Source organism: Streptomyces sp. NPDC052101 (genome assembly GCF_040680235.1).
Taxonomy (GTDB): Bacteria; Actinomycetota; Actinomycetes; order Streptomycetales; family Streptomycetaceae; genus Streptomyces.
The window spans coordinates 51,305-69,941 of record NZ_JBFAWH010000006.1; the positions used below are offsets into that span (position 1 = coordinate 51,305).

General features: G+C 71.8%; 17 protein-coding genes and 2 pseudogenes. 9 read left to right on the top strand and 10 right to left on the bottom strand.

Features of this window, described 5'->3' with window-relative positions:
* Nucleotides 1-7: 7 nt before the first annotated feature.
* Nucleotides 8-895 carry an SDR family oxidoreductase gene (locus AB0L75_RS13575; RefSeq protein ID WP_365179941.1) on the bottom strand — a complete coding sequence of 296 codons (888 nt, stop codon included), beginning with the start codon at nucleotides 893-895 and terminating at the stop codon, nucleotides 8-10.
* A gap of 138 nt (nucleotides 896-1,033) precedes the next feature.
* Between AB0L75_RS13575 and AB0L75_RS13580 the strand changes: the two genes are divergently transcribed.
* A complete protein-coding gene (locus tag AB0L75_RS13580) occupies nucleotides 1,034-1,933 on the top strand; it encodes a LysR family transcriptional regulator (protein ID WP_365179944.1) in 900 nt (299 codons plus the stop codon).
* Nucleotide 1,934: 1 nt separating this feature from the next.
* Here the strand turns inward: AB0L75_RS13580 and AB0L75_RS13585 are convergent, their stop codons facing one another.
* The 3 genes from AB0L75_RS13585 to AB0L75_RS13595 form a co-directional block, all read right to left on the bottom strand.
* Complete coding sequence (locus AB0L75_RS13585) at nucleotides 1,935-2,525, bottom strand: TetR family transcriptional regulator (RefSeq protein WP_365179947.1); 591 nt, start codon at nucleotides 2,523-2,525, stop codon at nucleotides 1,935-1,937.
* The gene (locus AB0L75_RS13590; RefSeq protein ID WP_365179950.1) at nucleotides 2,522-4,006 is read right to left on the bottom strand and encodes an MFS transporter; all 1,485 of its coding nucleotides are present in this window, start codon (nucleotides 4,004-4,006) and stop codon (nucleotides 2,522-2,524) included. Before AB0L75_RS13590 ends, AB0L75_RS13585 begins: the two co-directional genes overlap by 4 nt.
* Nucleotides 4,007-4,104: 98 nt before the next feature.
* Nucleotides 4,105-4,926: a lipase family protein gene (locus AB0L75_RS13595; protein WP_365179953.1), complete on the bottom strand. Its 822-nt coding sequence runs from the start codon at nucleotides 4,924-4,926 to the stop codon at nucleotides 4,105-4,107.
* A 334-nt stretch (nucleotides 4,927-5,260) separates the two neighbouring features.
* Here AB0L75_RS13595 and AB0L75_RS13600 point away from each other — a divergent pair, with 334 nt between their 5' ends.
* Together AB0L75_RS13600 and AB0L75_RS13605 are read left to right on the top strand one after the other, a co-directional pair.
* Nucleotides 5,261-5,641: a tyrosinase cofactor gene (locus tag AB0L75_RS13600; RefSeq protein WP_365179956.1), complete on the top strand. Its 381-nt coding sequence runs from the start codon at nucleotides 5,261-5,263 to the stop codon at nucleotides 5,639-5,641.
* Between the two features lie 35 nt (nucleotides 5,642-5,676).
* Nucleotides 5,677-6,507 (top strand): tyrosinase family protein, encoded by an 831-nt coding sequence (locus AB0L75_RS13605; protein WP_365179959.1) that lies wholly within the window; start codon nucleotides 5,677-5,679, stop codon nucleotides 6,505-6,507.
* 75 nt (nucleotides 6,508-6,582) lie between these two features.
* On the opposite strand, the gene AB0L75_RS13610 is transcribed toward AB0L75_RS13605, so the two are convergent.
* A complete protein-coding gene (locus tag AB0L75_RS13610; RefSeq protein ID WP_365179962.1) occupies nucleotides 6,583-7,275 on the bottom strand; it encodes a ribonuclease H in 693 nt (230 codons plus the stop codon).
* 33 nt (nucleotides 7,276-7,308) lie between these two features.
* A complete protein-coding gene (locus tag AB0L75_RS13615; RefSeq protein ID WP_365179966.1) occupies nucleotides 7,309-8,103 on the bottom strand; it encodes a VOC family protein in 795 nt (264 codons plus the stop codon).
* A gap of 507 nt (nucleotides 8,104-8,610) precedes the next feature.
* On the opposite strand from AB0L75_RS13615, the gene AB0L75_RS13620 reads away from it, so the two are divergent.
* The 4 genes and pseudogenes from AB0L75_RS13620 (at nucleotide 8,611) to AB0L75_RS13635 (ending at nucleotide 13,021) form a co-directional block, all read left to right on the top strand.
* Complete coding sequence (locus tag AB0L75_RS13620) at nucleotides 8,611-10,053, top strand: family 2B encapsulin nanocompartment shell protein (protein ID WP_365179969.1); 1,443 nt, start codon at nucleotides 8,611-8,613, stop codon at nucleotides 10,051-10,053.
* Nucleotides 10,050-11,120 (top strand): family 2 encapsulin nanocompartment cargo protein terpene cyclase, encoded by a 1,071-nt coding sequence (locus AB0L75_RS13625; RefSeq protein WP_365179972.1) that lies wholly within the window; start codon nucleotides 10,050-10,052, stop codon nucleotides 11,118-11,120. The genes AB0L75_RS13620 and AB0L75_RS13625 overlap by 4 nt, the downstream gene beginning before the upstream one ends.
* A gap of 59 nt (nucleotides 11,121-11,179) precedes the next feature.
* On the top strand, nucleotides 11,180-12,058 hold the full coding sequence (locus tag AB0L75_RS13630) for a geranyl diphosphate 2-C-methyltransferase (RefSeq protein WP_365179975.1): 879 nt from the start codon (nucleotides 11,180-11,182) through the stop codon (nucleotides 12,056-12,058).
* 87 nt (nucleotides 12,059-12,145) lie between these two features.
* Nucleotides 12,146-13,021: pseudogene (locus AB0L75_RS13635) on the top strand (aminoglycoside phosphotransferase family protein).
* Between the two features lie 31 nt (nucleotides 13,022-13,052).
* On the opposite strand, the gene AB0L75_RS13640 reads toward AB0L75_RS13635, so the two are convergent.
* On the bottom strand, nucleotides 13,053-13,535 hold the full coding sequence (locus tag AB0L75_RS13640; RefSeq protein ID WP_365179978.1) for a VOC family protein: 483 nt from the start codon (nucleotides 13,533-13,535) through the stop codon (nucleotides 13,053-13,055).
* Between the two features lie 120 nt (nucleotides 13,536-13,655).
* Here AB0L75_RS13640 and AB0L75_RS13645 point away from each other — a divergent pair, with 120 nt between their 5' ends.
* Nucleotides 13,656-14,855 carry an epoxide hydrolase family protein gene (locus tag AB0L75_RS13645; RefSeq protein ID WP_365179981.1) on the top strand — a complete coding sequence of 400 codons (1,200 nt, stop codon included), beginning with the start codon at nucleotides 13,656-13,658 and terminating at the stop codon, nucleotides 14,853-14,855.
* A 24-nt stretch (nucleotides 14,856-14,879) separates the two neighbouring features.
* Here the strand turns inward: AB0L75_RS13645 and AB0L75_RS13650 are convergent, their stop codons facing one another.
* Entirely contained in the window at nucleotides 14,880-15,275 is a 396-nt protein-coding gene (locus AB0L75_RS13650; RefSeq protein WP_365179984.1) for a helix-turn-helix transcriptional regulator, read from the bottom strand.
* 268 nt (nucleotides 15,276-15,543) lie between these two features.
* On the opposite strand from AB0L75_RS13650, the gene AB0L75_RS13655 reads away from it, so the two are divergent.
* Nucleotides 15,544-16,431, top strand: a complete 888-nt coding sequence (locus AB0L75_RS13655) for an RNA polymerase sigma factor SigF (RefSeq protein ID WP_365180619.1) — start codon at nucleotides 15,544-15,546, stop codon at nucleotides 16,429-16,431.
* Between the two features lie 20 nt (nucleotides 16,432-16,451).
* Here the strand turns inward: AB0L75_RS13655 and AB0L75_RS13660 are convergent, their stop codons facing one another.
* Together AB0L75_RS13660 and AB0L75_RS13665 are read right to left on the bottom strand one after the other, a co-directional pair.
* Nucleotides 16,452-16,904: an ATP-binding protein gene (locus tag AB0L75_RS13660; RefSeq protein ID WP_365179987.1), complete on the bottom strand. Its 453-nt coding sequence runs from the start codon at nucleotides 16,902-16,904 to the stop codon at nucleotides 16,452-16,454.
* Nucleotides 16,905-17,719: 815 nt separating this feature from the next.
* Nucleotides 17,720-18,577 (bottom strand): annotated as a pseudogene (locus AB0L75_RS13665) (DUF6777 domain-containing protein); the annotation flags it as partial.
* Nucleotides 18,578-18,637 lie beyond the last annotated feature (60 nt).

The following is an 18,637-nucleotide window of genomic DNA, read 5'->3' on the forward strand; positions in this document are numbered from 1 at the left end:
CGGGGCACTAGACCTGGAAGCAATGGCCCTCGTCCAGGTCCGCGAGCAGTCCCGGCTCACGCGGCTCCCAGCCGAGCAGCTTGCGGGTCAGCGCGCTCGACGTGGGGTTGTCGACCGCGACCCACCGGCCGAGGAAGCCGAAGTGCTCGTGGGCCCGCTCGGGCGGGATCCCGGTGACGGGCACGTCCAGGTGCCGGCCGATCACCTCGGCGATGGCGCGCAAGGGCACCCCTTCCTCGTCCGTCCCGTGCAGCCTGCTGCCGGCGGGTGCCCGCTCCAGGGCCAGCCGGAACAGGCGGGCGGCGTCGTACCGGTGGAGTCCCGGCCAGCAGTTGGCACCGTCACCGACACAGGCCGCCACGCCCTTCTCGCGTGCGATCGCGATCAGGCGCGGCACAAAGCCTTGGTCGCCGCGGCCGTGCACGCTCGGGGCGAGCCGGACCAGCGAGGACCGCACACCGTCTGCGGCCAGCGCGACGGCCGCCTCCTCGGAGGCGGTCCGGTGGGTGCCCGGGGCCGGTCCGTCCTCCTCGGTGACGAGGCGGCCCGCCGCGGCGATCAGCGTGCCCGACGTGACCACGAAGGGCCGGCCGGAACCCGCGAGCGCGGCGCCCATCGCCTCGATGGCCCGCAGGTCGGCGGCGCCCGCGGCATGGGCGTCGGTGCCGCTGTGCTTGGTGGCGAGATGGATGACGCCGTCGGCCTGCGCCGCCGCGCGGGCCAGGCCCTCCGGGTCGTCCAGGCTGCCGCAGTGGGTCTCGGCCCCGGCCGCCTCCAGGGCGGCCACGCCGTCGTCCGAGCGGGCGAGTCCGACGACCCGGTGGCCCGCGCGGATCAGTTCGGGGACGACGGCGGAGCCGATGAACCCGGTCGCACCGGTGACGAAAACACGCATGGTGAGGCGCTCCTGTGATGCTGGGTGGAAGTGATTCCATCGTCGGTCCGCCCGGCCGACCGCGTCCAAAGCCTGTTTCGCACAAGGTGATACGCCTGAGGCATCACACCAGGTCGGCGGGGGACGTACGCTGGCACGATGGACGCCCCGGCAGGCACTCCCGACCTCGATCTGAGGCTGGTTCGGTACTTCACCGTCGTCGCCGAGCACCGGCACTTCGGGCGCGCCGCCACCGCTCTGCACATCACCCAGCCCTCCCTCAGCCGTCAGGTGCGACGGCTGGAGCAGGTGCTCGGCGCCCGGCTGCTGGACCGCACCCCGCGGGGCACCCGGCTCACCGGGGCGGGCGAGGCCTTTCTGCCGCGGGCCAGGGACCTGCTGCGCGCCGCGGCCCAGGCGGCCGCCGCGGCCCGTGCCGCCGCCGAGCCCAGCCGGATCACCATCGGGTACGCCACCGGCGTCTACGTCACCCCGGCCGTGCGCGAGCTGCGGCGCGGGTTTCCGGACGCCGATGTGCGGACCCTTCATCTGCGCTGGCAGGAGGTGCGCGAGGCACTGCTCGACCACCGCATGGACGCGTTCGTGGCCCGGCTGCCGATCCCGGCCGAGGGCCTGCGGGTGACGGTCCTCTACGACGAGCCGCGGGTCGTCGTCGTCCCGGCCGGCCACCGGCTGGCCGGCCAGGAGTCGGTCACCCTGGACGACATCGCCGACGAGCCGCTCCCCCGGGTCGGGGACCGGCTCCGGGACGCGTTCTGGCGCATCGACCCGCGCCCCGACGGGCGCCCGGCCCCCGACGGTCCGTACGTCGACGGCTTCGAGGACAAGTTCGAACTCGTGGCCTCGGGGCAGGTGTTGGCGATCACGGCGGGCGTTCCCGGCGTTCACATCCGTCCCGGCCTGACCACGATCCCGCTGCTCGGTGTCGCGCCGAGCCAGGTCGCCCTGGCGACCCGGGCCGACGACGACGGCCGTCTGCTCGCGGCCTTCCGCAGGGCCGCGCAGTCCCTGCTGACCGGGCCGGACGAGGCTCGCTGAGTCAGCCGCCGGGGGTCAACTGGGCCTGGACGAGCGGCCCGTAGCGGTCGGCGATGGCATCGATACCGGCCTCCCGCAGGCGCGGGCCGCGTGCGATGCCGTACATCACGCCGAGGCCGACGAGCGCGGCGACGGCGAGTTCGGCGCGCAGGCCCGCGTCGGGGCCGGTGAGCCGGGTGGCGAGGCGATCGGTCACCTGGGCGCGGAAGTTGGCGCGCAGGATGTCGCCGTGGTCGCCGTGCAGCGGGGCGAAGGCGATGCGCAGCAGCGGGTCGGCGCCGCGCTCGCGCTGGCTGGACACGACGTGCCGGACCATGTGGCGGCCGAGGCCGGCGAGCGGTGCGTCCAGCAAGGCGTCCGCGTCGGTGTCGAAGGACATGACACGGGCGAACAGGGCGTCCTTGTTGCCGAAGTACTTCACGATCAGCGGCGGGCTGACACCGGCGCGTTCGGCGACCGCCTTCAGCGTGATGTCGGCGTGCGCGTGCCGGGCGAGGAGGTGGCGGGCCGCGGTGAGAATGGCCGCCTTGGTGGCCTCGGCGTCGCGGCGGGCGGACAGGCTCGGTGCGGGTGGAGTGCTCACACCCCTCATGCTCCCTCCATCTCCTCGTCGCGGGCGTCCCGGGCGGTGCCCTCGGCGCGGCGGGTGCCGTCCGAGCTGCCGTCGCCGGGGATGGACAGGGCGGCGGCGCAGGCGGCGAGGGCGACGGCGCCCGCCGTCGCGAAGGCGAGCTGGTAGCCGTGCAGGGTGGGGACCGGGATGCCGCCGACCGGGCTGCTGTGGTGGACGAGGACGGCGGCGACGGCGGCGCTGGAGGCGGCCTGGCCGATGGTGCGCATGAGGACGTTGACGCCGTTCGCGGAGGCGGTCTGCGCGGCCGGGACGGCCCGCAGGATGAGCGTCGGCAGCGCCGAGTAGGCGAGCGTGGTCCCGGTCGCCACGACGGTGGCGCCCAGGATGATCATCCACAGGTCGCGACTGTCGGCGATGCGGAGCGCGTAGCCGCAGGCGATGACGGCGGCGCCCAGCGCGAGCGTGATCCGCGGGCCGCGCGCGGCCGAGATACGGGCCGACAGCGGTGAGAGCAGCAGCATGGTCACGCCACCGGGCAGCAGGCACAGACCGGTGGCCACGATCGACAGGCCGAGGCCGTAGCCGGTGGCCTTCGGCGCCTGCACCAGCTGGGCGGTGACCAGCGAGTTGGCGTAGAAGGCAAACCCGGTCAGCAGGGCCGCCACATGCGACAGGCCCACCCGTGGCCGGGAGACCAACCGCAGGTCGACCAGCGGCCGTTCGGCGCGCAGTTGCTGCCACCACCAGCCGGCGAGGACCACGGCGCCCCCCAGGAACAGCCCGAGCACCCGTGCGCTCCCCCAGCCCCAGGTGCCGCCCTGCGACACGCCCAGCAGCAGGCAGACCAGACCGGCGGCGAGACCCAGCGCGCCGAGCACGTCGAAGCGGCCGGGCTCGCGTACCGTCGACTCCTTGACCGCCCACCAGGTCGCCGCGACGCCCAGCGCGCCCAGGGCGCCGGTCAGCCAGAACATGGTGTGCCAGTCGGCGTACTGGACGACCAGCGCGGCGAGCGGCAAGCCGAGGGCCGCGCCGATGCCGACGGTGGAACTCATCAGCGCCACCGCCGAGCCGCGCCGCTGCGGCGGCAGTTCGTCGCGCAGGATGCTGATCGACAGCGGGACGACGGAGGCGGCGGCGCCCTGGAGTGCGCGGGCGGCGATGAGCACGCCGATGTCCGAGGTCAGTGCGCACAGCACCGAGCCGATGGTCATCAGGGCGAGCGCGCAGATGAGCACCCGCCGCTTGCCGTACATGTCGCCGGCCCGGCCGAGCACCGGGGTGAGGACGGCGCCGGAGAGCAGGGTGGCGGTGACCGTCCAGGAGACGGTCGCGGCGGAGGCGCCGGTGAGCCGGGGCAGGTCCGGCAGCAGGGGGACGACGACGGTCTGCATGACCGCCATGAGGATGCCGCCCGACGCCAGCACCGGGATGGTGAGCCGGTCCCGCAGTCGGGAGGTGACGGCGGGTGGCCTGGGTATCGGGGCGGGCTGGTCCATCGGCGCTCCTGTCGGCGGCACGGCTGCGTGGTGAATGGCGATTCACCCTACCGAGTGAATTGCCATTCACCAATGATTTCCGTACCGGCGCGGGGCGCTCAGCCGAGGTTCTTCTCCAGGGCGGCCAGATAGTTGTGCATGAAGTGGTCGCGGATGCCGTCGGAGGCGGGCGCGAAGGCGTCGGCGGTCAGCCCCTTGGCCCGGTCCGCGAGGGCCGAGAACATGGGCATGCTCTCGTGCAGCCTGCCGCCCGAGTCGATGTAGCGCAGCGCCCGGACATGGGTGAAGACGGGCTCGGGCGGCAGCTGGGGGACGATGTCGTTGTTGTTGACGAAGCGGTACATACGGCCGCCGAATCCCTGGTGGAAAGCGTCGGCGAGCAGCCGGTCGCAGGTGCGCGGCTGGCCGTAGGTGTACACGCCGTCCGCGGCCAGGTGCGGGTCCTCCAGATACATCCGGGCGCCGGCCAGCATGGCGAGGGCGCCGCCGAGGCTGTGCCCGGTGAAGTAGACGCTCTGGCCGTCGGTGCGCAGTTCCGCAAGGGTGTCGGCGACCTCCGGGTACACCGAGCGCAGGGCCTCGGCGAAGCCGTGGTGGACATACCCGTTGCCGCCGGGCCCGGGGCTGGGCGGGGTCGTGGCGTCGGAGAGCCAGTCCTTGATCTGCGCGGGTTCGGTGCCGCGGAACGCGGTGACGATCATCCGGTCGCCGGCCATCGTGTACGCCTGGGTGTCCTGCAGCGGGAACGGCGGGGTGAACCGGGTCTCGTGGTGCCGCACGGTGCCGAAGCCCCAGTTCGCGGCCTGGGCCTCGATGGTGGCGCGGTCCTTGTAGGCGAGATCGGCGGCGCGGGCGAGCCAGTAGGCGCGCCGCAGGCTGTAGCCGGATGAGGTCTGGTCGAACGAGTCGGGCACGGTCATGGACGGGCTCCCTCACGCGACGTAGTCGGACGCCTCCGCAGGGTAGCAGGACGGCCGAACCTCCCGATCGCGTCAGTTTGGCGTGGTGAGCCGGGCCACTCGGACGGGCGGCAGGCGAGAAGGACCACCGAAATCACGGCCCGAACGGCAAGGAATTCCCCGTTCCGGGCCAGATCACCCCTTGACCACAGCAAGATCATCTTGGTTCAACACTGTACGACATGTAGCCAATTGTCCGGATCACAGCCAACCGCATCCGGGCGATTTCTTCCGCTCCCGCAGCCCCCGATAGGCATGCGTCGTCACCACCGGAACACCCTCCAGGAGGACCCGTATGCCCGACATCACCCGGCGCCGCGCGCTCACCGCGACGGCAGCTCTCGCCGCGACGGCAGCCGTCACCACCCTCGCGGCGCCCGCGGCCTCGGCCGCCGGCCATGACCACCCCATGCCGATGCCGCAGACCTTCGACGAGGTCTACAAGGGCCGCCGGATACAGGGCCGCCCGATGAGCGGCGGCGGCCACCACCACGAACACGGCGGCGGAATCGAGGTGTTGATCGACGGCGTGCAGCTGCACGTGATGCGCAACGCCGACAGCAGCTGGATCAGCGTCGTCAGCCACTACGCCCCGGTGGCCACCCCGCGCGCCGCCGCCCGTGCCGCGGTGGACGAGCTGCAGGGCGCCCCGCTGCTGCCCTTCCCCGCCAACTGACCGCCCCCGCAACGACTTCCGGAGCATCGCGCACCATGACCGTACGCAAGAACCAGGCCACCCTGACCGCCGACGAGAAGAAGCGATTCGTAGGCGCCGTTCTGGAGTTGAAGCGCAACGGACGCTACGACGAATTCGTCCGCACGCACAACGAGTTCATCATGTCGGACACCGACACCGGCGAGCGGACCGGCCACCGCTCCCCGTCCTTCCTGCCCTGGCACCGCAGATTCCTGCTCGACTTCGAGCAGGCGCTGCAGTCGGTGGACTCCTCGGTCGCGCTGCCGTACTGGGACTGGAGCACCGACCGCACGGTGCGTGCCGCGCTCTGGGGTCCGGACTTCCTCGGCGGCACCGGGCGCAGCACCGACGGCCGGGTGATGGACGGCCCGTTCGCCGCCGCGGCCGGCAACTGGCCCATGAACATACGGGTGGACGGCCGCGGCTTCCTGCGCCGCTCGCTCGGCACGGGCGTGCGCGAGCTGCCGACGCGCGCGGAGGTGGAGTCGGTGCTGTCGATACCGACGTACGACATGGCGCCGTACAACAGCGCCTCAGACGGCTTCCGCAACAACCTGGAGGGGTGGCGCGGGGTCAATCTGCACAACCGGGTCCACGTCTGGGTCGGCGGCCAGATGGGCACCGGGGTCTCCCCCAACGACCCGGTGTTCTGGCTGCACCACGCCTTCGTCGACAAGCTGTGGGCGGAGTGGCAGCGGCGGCATCCGGACGCGACGTATGTGCCGGCCGGCGACACCCCGGACGTCGTGGACCTGAACGACACGATGAAGCCGTGGAACGACGTGCGTCCGGCGGACCTGCTGGACCACACGAAGTTCTACACCTTCGACAGCGAGAACGCGTGAAGACCGGGCCAAGACTGCCCGAGACCGACCCACGACCGACCCAAGACCGGCTGAGGGCGGGCTGAAGACGGCTGATCAGGCCTCGGCCGTACGGCACTCCGGGTGGCCCCAGCCCTGCGTGTTCTTGGCGATGGACTCGCCGGCCGCGTAGGAGCGGCCGCACAGGCAGCGGCCGGGGAACTTCGCCTTGATGGTGCGCGAGGACGCTCCGCCGCCGGTGCGGCGGGGCGCCTTCTTGCGCGGGGCGGCGGCCTTCGGGGTGTCGGGCGACGACGGCGGCAGGGGAGAGCCGAGCGCGCTGCCGGCCGCCTCCTGGACGGAGGCCGCCTGGCTGGCGGCGCGGTCGGCGAAGTCGTTCAGCGGGTCGCCGTCGACCTGGTGGGCGGGGACGTAGCGGAACTCCACCGACCGGCCGTCGAGCAGCTCGTCGATGCGCACGACCAGGTCCTGGTTGGCGACCGGCTTGCCGGCCGCGGTCTTCCAGCCGTTGCGCTTCCAGCCCGGCAGCCAGGTGGTGACGGCCTTCATCGCGTACTGGGAGTCCATGCGGATCTCCAGCGGCACATCCGGCTCCACGGCCGTGAGCAGCCGCTCCAGGGCCGTCAGTTCGGCGACGTTGTTGGTGGCCCTGCCGAGCGGGCCCGCCTCCCAGCGGGCGGCGGTCCGCTCGTCGTCGGAGACCACCCACGCCCATCCGGCCGGTCCGGGGTTTCCCTTCGAAGCCCCGTCGCACGCGGCCACCACACGTTCACGCATACGCACGATCATGCCACGGCCGGGCCGGACGTCGTCACGGGCGGGTCAGACGTCCTTGACCTTCGGCATCTCGCCCTCAGTGGTCGTGATGTCGATCACCGAGAAGTTCGCGCCCTGGGGGTCGCTCAGCGCCGCGAACCGGCCGAAGGGGCTGCTCATCGGCCCGAAGCGGAGGACACCGCCGAGCTTGGTGGCGCGGGCCACGGCCTCGTCGCAGTCGTCGACCGTGAAGTAGACGTTGATGTACGACGGCACCTCGGGCGGGAAGTCGTCGGTCATCCGCATACGGCCGAGAACGGTGTTCTCGCCGACGTCGAACATCCGGAAGTCGACGGCGTGGTCCTCGATCTGCTTCATCCGGTACGGGAAGACGGCGGACAGGAAGGTGTCGGCCTTCTCGGGCTCACGGGTGAAGACCTCCGCCCAGCAGTAGGCGCCCGGGGTCGCGACCGCCTCGAAGCCCTCGTGGGTGCCGGCCTGCCAGACACCGAAGACGGCTCCGCTGGGCTCCCGGGCCAGGCACATCGTGCCGAAGTCGCCGACCTGCATCGGCTCCATCAGCACCTCGCCGCCGTTCTCCCGGATCTTGGCCGCGGTGGCGGCGGCGTCCGGCGAGGCGAAGTACAGACACCACTGCGACTGGCCCTCCTGGCCGGGCATGGGCGGGACGACGGCGGCCACCGCCTTGCCGTCGGCGTAGGCCTGCGTGTAGTTGCCGTACTCCGACGACGACTCGCCGAAGGTCCAGCCGAGGACATCGCTGTAGAACCGCTTGGCTCCCTCGACATCGCTGAACATCGCATCGGCCCAACAGGGCGTTCCCTCGGGTTGTACGGCCATGCTCGCGGCCCTCCTGGCGTGTGTCCCGTACGAATGATCCCCACCTGTGGCGCTATACCCCGAACCACACGCTAACCACCCCACCGCCACCCCGCGCGCCGAACGAACACGACCCACCGAAGCCGGTCCGCGGTCCGCGGGTCGGGGGCCGCGGGTCGGGGGCCGCGGGTCGGGAGCCGCGGGTCGGGAGGCGAAGGCCGCAGACCGGGAGGTGGCAGGGCGCAGGCCGGAGGGGGGCAGGGTGCAGGCCGGAGAGGGCAGGGTGCGCGCTGACGGGCATGTCGGGCGGGGGTGATCAAGGGGGCAGTGGACCGGCGCGCGGGTGCGGCGTTCGTCGGGTGTGCGTCCATCCGGAGGTTTACGCACCTCAGTAGACGGTTCCGCCCCCTTCGCGCTGTATCGGGCACCTCACGAGGGCTGTTTGGCTTGGCCCGGGTACAGGGCCACCACGCTCACCACCCATCGATCCCGCCACCCCTGTTCGCAAGCAGCTCCGCTGGAGGGAATGTGACCACACCGGACAGCGCCACCGGTTCCGCAGTCGACGAGCCCGTCCCCGAGCCCGAGGCAGACGGGCAGCTCACCAGTCTGAGCACCCGCGCGGCACGGCAGCTCACCACGACCACCAAGTCCGAACCGCAGATGCAGGCCATCACCTCGCGATGGCTGCTGAAGACCCTGCCGTGGACGGACGTCAAGGGCGGCGCCTACCGGGTCAACCGGCGTCTGCAGCTGCGCACGGGGCGCGGCCGGGTGCACTTCGAGCAGAACGGCGCCGACGACATCCGGGTCATCCCGGAGACGCTGACCGAGCTGCCGATCCTGCGCGGCTATCCCGACATCGAGGTGCTGCGCGAGATCGCGGGCCGTTTCCAGCCCCGCGAGGTGCGCGCCGGGCAGGTGCTGTTCGAGGCCGGCCAGCCAGTGACGGAGGCGTATCTGGTCGTCCACGGCCGGTTCACCCGCTACACCACCGGCAAGTACGGCGAGGAGGAGATCACCGGGGTCGTCACCGACGGCGACCAGATGGGCGATGAGGCGGTCGGCCAGTCCGACCCGCTGTGGCTGGGCTCGGTGCGGGCCGAGACAGCCGGTGTGGTGCTCGCGCTGCCCTGGGCCGTCGTGGAGGAGTTCACCGAGCGGGTGCCGTCCCTCGCCGCGCATCTGCAGGCGTATGTCGAGCGGCAGAACAGGCCGATGAACCGCAAGGGCGAGGCCGAGGTGCCGGTGCAGGCCGGCCATGTCGGCGAGCCCACCCTGCCCGGCGGTTTCGTGGACTACGAACTCGCCCCGCGTGAGTACGAGTTGTCCCTCACCCAGACCGTGCTGCGGGTGCACACCCGGGTCGCCGACCTCTACAACCATCCGATGGACCAGACCCAGCAGCAGCTCCGGCTCACGGTCGAGGAGATCCGCGAGCGCCAGGAGTGGGAGCTGGTCAACAACCGGGAGTTCGGGCTTCTGCACAACGTCGACTACGGCCAGCGGATCAGCACCTTCACCGGCCCGCCGGTGCCGGACGACCTGGACGAGCTGTTGTCGATGCGGCGCAAGACCAAGGTGTTCCTCGCCCATCCCAAGGCGATCGCGGCGTTCTTCCGGCAGTGCAACCGGCGTGGTCTGGTGCCCGGCACCGCGAGCGTCGACGGCCACGAGGTACCGGCGTGGCGCGGGGTGCCGATCTTCCCGTGCAGCAAGATCCCGATCAGCGAGGACCACACCACCAGCATCATCGCGCTGCGCACCGGCGAGGCCGACCAGGGTGTCGTAGGCCTCTACCAGACCGGTATCCCCGAGGAGTTCCAGCCGGGCCTGAACGTCCGGTTCATGGGCATCGACTCGGCCGCGATCATCAGCTACCTCGTCACCGCCTACTACTCGATGGCCATCCTCGTACCCGACGCGGCCGGGATCCTGGAGAACGTCCAGATCGGCCGGTTCCCCGAATGACCTCCGAGCAGTCCACGGCCACATCCGCTCCGGTCTACACCCTGCCCGGGCCGCCGGACATCGCGCAGAGCCTGCGCAGGCGGCGGCGCACCGGGGCGATCCCCGGGCTGCACTACCAGCCGGCCGCTTCCGCCGACCCGGAGAAGGCCGCCGAGGTGGACCGCCGGCTGGAGGCCTGGGCCCGGGACCTCGATCTGTTCCCGGCGGCCTGGAAGGGGGACTTCTCCGGCTTCCAGTTCGGCCGGGCCGTCGTACTGCAGCATCCGGGCGCGCTCGACCTGGACCGGCTGACGGCCGCCGGCAAGTTCCTGCTCGCCGAGAACATCGTCGACTCCTGCTACTGCGAGGAGGACGAGGGCCGGGGCGGATCGCGGCGCGGTCTGGGCGGCCCGCTGATCATCGCCCAGTCGGCGCTCGACCCCTTCCACGGCGTGCCGGAGCTGGAGGCCGAGTGGCGTGAGGGCATCCAGGCCGACGGTCCGCTGCGCTCGTACTACTTCGCCCTGGAGGACTACGCGACCTTCGCCACGCCCAGCCAGACCAGCCGGTTCGTGTACGACATCGCCCGGCTGCACCTGGGCTATCTGGGCGAGGGCGCCTGGATGGAGACGAAGTACGTGCCGCGGGTCTGGGAGTACCTGGTGATGCGGCAGTTCAACAACTTCCGCCCCTGTCTGACGCTCGTCGACGCCGTGGACGGCTACGAACTGCCCGAGCAGATCTACGCCCGTCCCGAGATCCAGCGGATCACCGCCCTCGCCAGCAACGCCACCACGCTCGTCAACGACCTGTACTCCTTCACCAAGGAACTGGCCAGCGACCCCACCCACCTCAATCTGCCCCAGGTCATCGCCGCCAACGAGCGGAACGGGCTGAAGGCCGCGTACCTGAAGTCCGTCGACATCCACAACCGGATCATGGCGGCCTTCGAGGAGGAGGCAGCCGTGCTGTCGGCCACCTCGCCCCTGGTGGAGCGCTACGCCCAGGGCCTGGCCGCCTGGGTGTCCGGCAACCACGAGTGGCACGCCACCAACACCCACCGCTACCACCTGCCCGACTACTGGTGAGAACCGCGCCCTACCGCGTCTTTTGGAACCACCGTCACATGCGCCACGAGGAGCCACCGTTGACCACTGCCCCTGTCGCCCGGACCACTCCCGTTCCCGTCCCGGCCCAGTCCACCTACCAGACCCGGGTCGCTGACTACTGGAACGCCGAGGAGAACCCGGTCAACCTCGAACTCGGCAGGATCGACGACCTGTACCACCACCACTACGGCATCGGAGCGGCCGACCGGTCGGTCCTCGACGAATCCGATCCGGCCCTGCGCCGGGACCGCATCACCACCGAGCTGCACCGCCTGGAGCACGCCCAGGCCGAACTGCTCGCCTCGCATCTCGGCCCGCTCTCCCCCGCCGACCGCGTCTTCGACGCCGGCTGCGGCCGGGGCGGCGGCAGTGTCGTGGCCCATCTGCGCTACGGCTGCCACGCCGACGGCGTCACCATCTCGGCGAAACAGGCCGACTTCGCCCATGAGCAGGCCCGCGCCCGCGGCATCGACGACAAGGTGCGCTACCACCACCGCAACATGCTCGACACCGGTTTCGAGACCGGCGCGTACGCGGCGTCCTGGAACAACGAGTCCACCATGTACGTCGAGCTGGACCTGCTGTTCGCCGAGCACGCCCGGCTGCTGCGCCGCGGCGGACGCTATGTGGTGATCACCGGCTGCTACAACGACACCTACGGGCAGGCCTCGCGCGAGGTGTCCCTGATCAACGCCCACTACATCTGCGACATCCACCCGCGCTCGGAGTACTTCAAGGCGATGGCCCGCAACCGCCTGGTGCCGGTGCATGTCGAGGATCTGACCGAGGCGACGATCCCCTACTGGGAACTGCGCAAGGAGGCCGGCCATCTGGTCACGGGCATCGAGGACACGTTCCTCGACGCCTACCGCAACGGCAGCTTCCAGTATCTGCTGATCGCGGCCGACCGGGTCTGAGCGCAGCGGGAAACCGGTCGACAGCGAGGGCGTCGAGGCGCTGTCATGGACCCGATGAGTGCCGATGACAGCGACCTGCCGCAGAGGATGCACGCGGACGAGGTCGACCTCGACGCCCCGCTGGTGCGGCGCCTGGTCGCCCGCCGGTTCCCACGGTAGGCCGCGCTGCCCGTACGGCGGCTCGCGTCCTCGGGGACCGAGAACGCCATGTTCCGGCTGGGCACCGACCTGCTGGTACGGCTGCCCCGGCGGCCCGGCGCCGTACCGGACCTGACGCACGAGCAGCGCTGGCTGCCACGGCTCGGGCCGCTGCTGCCGGTCGCGGTGCCCGAGCCGGTGGGCATCGGCGAGCCGGACGAGGGCTTTGCATGGCCCTGGTCCGTCTACCGCTGGCTGGAGGGGCGCAATCCGGTGGCGGGCGCCGTACGGGAGCCGGAACGGCTCGCCGAGGACCTGGCGGCGTTCGTGCGCGGGCTGCGCCGGATCGCCCCGCACGACGCTCCGCCCGGCTATCGCGGCGGTCCGCTGCGGGACCGGGACGAGCCCACCCGCGCGGCCCTTGCCGAGCTGGGCGGAAGGGTCGACGGCGGCGCGGTCGCGGCCCTGTGGGAGCAGGCCCTGCGCGCCCCGGAGCACACCGGTCCGCCGGTGTGGGCGCACGGGGACCTCTCGCCCGGGAACGTGCTGGTCGACGGGGGCCGGCTGAGCGCGGTCATCGACTTCGGCTGTGCGGGCGCGGGCGATCCGGCCGTGGATCTGATCGTGGCCTGGAATCTGCTGCCCGTGTCCGTGCGGGACACCTTCCGCGAGGCCGTGGGCGCGGACGACGCGGAGTGGGCGCGGGGGCGCGGCTGGGCGCTGTCGATCTCGCTGATCCAGCTGCCGTACTACTGGGACACCTACCCGGCCCTGGCGGAGAACTCCCGGCATGTGATCACCGAGATCCTCGCCGAGGCCGGGTGACGGTGCCCGTGCCGGTGCCGGTGCCGGTGCGCTACTCCCCCGCGTGCGCCGCCTCCAGCGCGGCCACGTCCAGCTTGCCCATGCCCATCATGGACTTCATGGTGCGGGCGTTCTTCTCCGGGTCGGGGTCTTGGATCATGTCGAGCAGCCGGTCGTAGACGACCTGCCAGGAGACGCCGTACCTGTCCTTGAGCCAGCCGCAGGGGCCGCCCTCGCCGCCGTTCTCGGTGAGCTTGGTCCAGTAGTGGTCGATCTCCGTCTGGTCGGCGCAGAGGATCTGGAAGGAGACGGCCTCGTTGAACTTGAACTGGGGGCCGCCGTTGAGCGCGACGAACTTCTGGCCGTTGGCCGTGAACTCGACGGTCAGCACGGAACCGGTCTCGCCGGGCCCGGCGTCGGTGTAGCGGCTGACACGGCCGATGCTGGAGTTCTTGAAGACCGAGACGTAGAACGCGGCGGCGTCCTCGGCCTGGCCGTCGAACCAGAGGCAGGTGATGAATCCGTCGGTGGTCATGAGTACCTCCTGCGCGGGGGCGCGGTCGTGAGTGTGGACCGATCCGCGCCGCGAAACTCATCGGCCGGGCCGCCGGCTAATCCCTACGGGTGAACGGCGATCCCGCCTAGCATTCCGATCATGACGTCCACACCCGCCGAACGCATCGAGCCCTTCCGGCTGTCCGTCCCGCAGAGCGATCTCGACGACCTCCACGACCGGCTCGACCGCACCCGCTGGCCGGCCGAACTCCCCGGCGCCGGCTGGGAGTACGGCGTCCCGGCCGGCTACCTGCGGGAGCTGGTCCGGTACTGGCGGCACGAGTACGACTGGCGCGCCGCGGAGGCCGAGCTGAACCGGTGGCCGCAGTTCACCACGACGATCGACGGCGCCCGTGTCCACTTCGCGCACATCCGCTCCCCTGAGCCGGACGCCACACCACTGGTGATCACCCATGGCTGGCCGGGCTCGATCGTGGAGTTCCTGGACCTGGTCGGCCCGCTCACCGACCCGGTGGCGCACGGCGGCGAAGCGGCGGACGCCTTCCATGTCGTCCTGCCCGGCATCCCCGGCTTCGGACTGTCCGGGCCTACCACCGAGCGGGGCTGGGAGGCGCGCCGGGTGGCCGACGCCTGGGTGGAGCTGATGCGGCGGCTCGGCTACGAGCGGTTCGGGCTGCAGGGCGGTGACTGGGGCGCGGCGATCTCGCGTGAGCTGGGCCGCGCCCATCCGGACCGGGCGATCGGCGTCCATCTCAATCTGCTGCCGGGCGCGCAGGCGCTGACCGAGCCGACCGAGGAGGAGCTGGCCGCGCTCGGCCCCGCGGAGCGGGAGCGGACGCTGCGGTCCTGGCGCCGGTGGGACGAGTGGTTCCGCGAGGGCGCCGGGTACGCCGCCCTGCAGTCCACCCGTCCGCATACGCTCGGCTACGCCCTGACGGATTCGCCGGTCGGTCAACTCGCCTGGATCGTCGAGAAGTTCCGCGAGTGGTCGGACTGCGAGGAGCTGCCGGAGGAGGCGGTGGACCGGGACCGGCTGCTGACCGACGTGATGCTGTTCTGGCTCACCGGAACGGCCGGTTCGTCGGCCCGGATCTACTACGAGCGGGCGCACGCGAGCGGCGGACGGACCGCCCGGCCGGCCGAGCCGTCCACCGCGCCGACCGCGCTGGCCGTGTTCCCGGCCGATCCCCAGATCCCGCTGCGGCACAAGGCGGAGCGCACCGAGAACCTCGTGCGCTGGACGGAGTTCGACCGGGGCGGGCACTTCGCGGCCATGGAGGAGCCGGACCTGCTGATCGGCGACGTCCGGGCGTTCTTCCGCGGGCTCCGGGAGAAGTGACCCGGGCTCCGGGGAAGTGACCGCTCAGGCGGCCAGGCAGAGCCCGTCGTAGGCGCGGTGCGGCGCGGTGGCGGGGCGGCGGTGGGTGACGGTGCGCCGGGTCAGCTCGCCGTGCGTCAGTGACAGCAGGTCGCCGAGGCCCAGGCCGAGGGCGTGCGCCGCGGCCGCGAGGACCTCTGAGGAGGCCTCCTTGCGGCCGCGCTCGATCTCGGACAGGTAGGGCAGCGAGATCCTGGCCGCGTCGGCCACGTCCTTCAGGGTGCGGTCCTGTGCCCGCCGCTCGCGGCGCAGCACCTCGCCGACCAGATCGCGCCACAGCGGCTCCTTGGGCTCCGCGGGCTCGGGCTCGGGCCGCGCCGGACGGGCGGGCACCGGTCGCAGGGGGATCACTCGGGCTTCGTCGCTCACCTGGTTGCTCACCCACGTCAGCCTAGGGACGGGAGGGCCGACAGCAAGGGTCCGGCATTGCGCCCTGAGGGAAACCGGGCCTCCCGGACGGGCGGGGTCCGTTTCCCGCCACTGCGGGGCGGTGCGTGCATGCGCGGCGTGAGCGGGGGTACCCGCTCCGTGAACGGCAGCACGGGCACGCATGGAACGCCGGGTTCCGGGTACTCGGGGCGAACGGCAGAGGATCGGCACGAGCGGCCGCCGAGGCAGACGTACCACCGTGACTTTCGTGGGAGAGGCAATGGACACCGCCGGGATCCGGTCGGACGCAGAGGTCGCGGAGAGGGCCGCGTGGAGCGGGACGGGCAAGGCAGTGCTGCCCGGCATCGCGGACCCGGCGTCCGTCGCTCCCCTGGACGCACGTCAGCTGTCCCGCCAGTTCTTCCGCCGGCTGACCGAGCTGGAGGAGGGCACGTACGCGTACCAGTACGCGCGCAACACCCTCATCGAGATGAACATGTCGCTGGTGCGGTTCGCGGCCGGACGGTTCCGGGGCCGCGGCGACGACATGGAGGACATCGTCCAGACCGGCATGATCGGCCTGATCAAGGCCATCGACCGGTTCGAGCTGGCACGCGAGGTGGAGTTCACCACGTTCGCGCTGCCCTACATCGTCGGTGAGATCAAACGGTTCTTCCGGGACACCACATGGGCGGTGCACGTGCCGCGCCGGCTCCAGGAGCTGCGGGTGGAGCTGGCCAAGGCGCGCGAGGAACTGTCCAGCAGGCTGGACCGGAACCCGACGGTGGCCGAGCTGGCGACGCTGATGAACATCTCCGAGAACGAGGTGGTCGAGGCCCAGCTCGCCTCCAACGGGTACAACTCCTCCTCCCTGGACGCCGCGCTCGGCGGCGATGGGCCGGAGGACGGTGAGGCGGTGCTCGCGGACTTCATCGGCGTGGAGGAGGAGGGGCTGCGGCTCGTCGAGGACGTCCACGCGCTCGCCCCGCTGATGGCGAAACTGAGCGAGCGGGACCGGCGGATCATCCATCTGCGGTTCGTCGAGGAGGCCACCCAGGCGGAGATCGGGGAACGGCTCGGCTGCTCCCAGATGCATGTGTCCCGGCTGATCAAGCGGATCATCACCCGGCTGCGCGAGGGCATGCTCGGCGAACTCGGCTGCGCCTGAGGCGGTGGGCGCGCGCCGGCTCAGCGGCTCAGTGCGAAGCGGGCGCGCACCCGCTTGCCGACCGGCACGCGCTCCGCGACGACCTCCGAGGCCAGGGCGTACACGATCTCCAGACCGTGCCGTCCGACACGTGCGGGGTCCTTGGGGTAGGGGCGGGGCAGGGCGGAACTGCTGTCGTAGACGCACACTGTGACGGCGCTGTCCGTGCCTTCGAGTTCCAGGATGTACGGGCCGTTGCTGTGCCGTTCGGCGTTGGTGACCAGTTCGCTCACGACCAGGAGCAGCTCGCCGTCGGCGCGGCGGTCGGCGGTGGCGCACCACTCGGTCCGCAGCTGCTGGAGGAACTGGGACGCGAAGGCACGCGCCTCGGCGATGCTTCCGGGTTCACCGGTGTAGTGCGCCGCGCGTCGCAGCGGTTCCACGGGTACGTCGAAACCAGTCGGTATCACTGCTCCGCCCAGGTGCTTCGTCATTCTGTCTCTCTCGAAAACCCGGCCCGGCCGGTCTCCTGTTGCACCAGTCCTCGTACCCCGAGCCGGCTTCGGCAGTCCCCCGAGGCGTTCGCCGACCGTGCAGAGTGGCGATGGTCACGGTACCCGCAGACCACGACCGCTCATGCCGGGGGCGAGCCCTGCGGCTCCTCATGGGTGGGCGCGGCCGTGGGAGCGGCCGTGGGCACGGCCGGCGGCTCGCCGGGCGTCTCGGGGACCGCCGGGGCGGGAACGGAGCGCTCCGAGGACGGCGGCGCGGGGGTAGCCGCCGGCGCGGACGTGGCCGGCTGCGCGGACGTGGCCGGCTGCTGCTCGGTCGGCTGCTCGGTCGAGGCCGTCGACGGCTGCCCGGTCGAGCGCTCGGTCGACGGCGAACCCGCCGACGGTGACGCCCCCTCGGTGGAGGAGGACGTGGCCGACGACGACTCCGGCGCCTTCGATGCCGTCGGCTTCGACTCCGACGGTGAGGACGAGGACTTCGACTCGGACGGCGACGACGAAGGCGATGACGAGGAGGGGGACGGGGCCGGACTCGACGAGGAGGACGCACTCGACGACGGCGAGGACGAGGACGAGGAAGGCGAGGCGGACGAGGAGGCCGAACTCGACGAGGACGGCGAGGCTGAAGAACTCGACGAGGACGACGTCGACGGGGTCGGCTTGCCCGACGTGGAGCGGCAGGGCCGCGGCGAGGCGCCCGGCATCCAGGTCGTACCCGGCGGGCAAGGTACCACCGGCGGGTTCCACGGGTGCGGGAACTCCGGCGGCTTGGCGTGCTGGTCGTGCCGGCAGTCGTGGTCGCCGCGGTGGCGGTGGATCCAGTCGTTGTGGTGGGGGTCGTAGAGCACGAAGACGTTGACGATCGTCGGCGCGGGGGTGACCACGATCACGTTCGAGGGCCGGTACGCCGACCAGCGCTGGCCCACCAGCGTCGGCGCGGTCTTCTGCGCGACCGGCGAGGTCAGCGGGTTGCCGCAGGCGCAGCGCACGCGGGGTACGCCGTGGCTGTCGACCAGTACGGCGGTGCCGGCCTGGAGCACCGACTGGTAGGCGGTCGGAGCGCCGTCGCGGTAGCCGTGGTTGGTGACGCGGGTGTCGACGCGCAGCTGGACCGGGGTCAGCGAGCGCAGGTAGGCGGGTACGCCGGAGGGCTGGACGCCGGCCACGGAGGCGAACGCCTTCTCCTTGCCCGGGTCGGACTGGAGGAACTTGATCTGCTTCTCGACGTCACAGGCGGGCGTCTTCTGGGTGCCGCCGTACAGGCCGGGCGCCCCGCCCTCCACTCCCTGCACCGCGTTGGCCGTGCCGGAGGGCGCGGCGGAGGCGGCGGGCGGGGGCGGGGCGGAACTCTCCTTCGCGGTCGACTCCGTGAACGGGTCCTGGCCGCTGCTGCTCGCGGACTGCAGGAAGACCTCGCCGCCCTTGGCGGAGGGGCCGCCACTCGGACGGGTGAACACCACCGCGAGAACCACGGCGGCGACGACAGCGGCGGAAAGGGCCGCCACGCGGGGAACGGACTTCCACCACGGCCCGTGCGGTCCCTTGGCCCCACCGCCACCGCCGGGCGGCGGCCCGGAGGGGGGACGGGAGGAGCCCGACAGCGGGCCGGAGGGCGGCCCGGTCGGGCGGCCGGAAGACGGAGGTTCGGCGCTCACGAGCACTTCTTTCCGTCGCGATCGCCGCGGTGCGCGGCGTGATGCGCGGCTTTTCTCAGT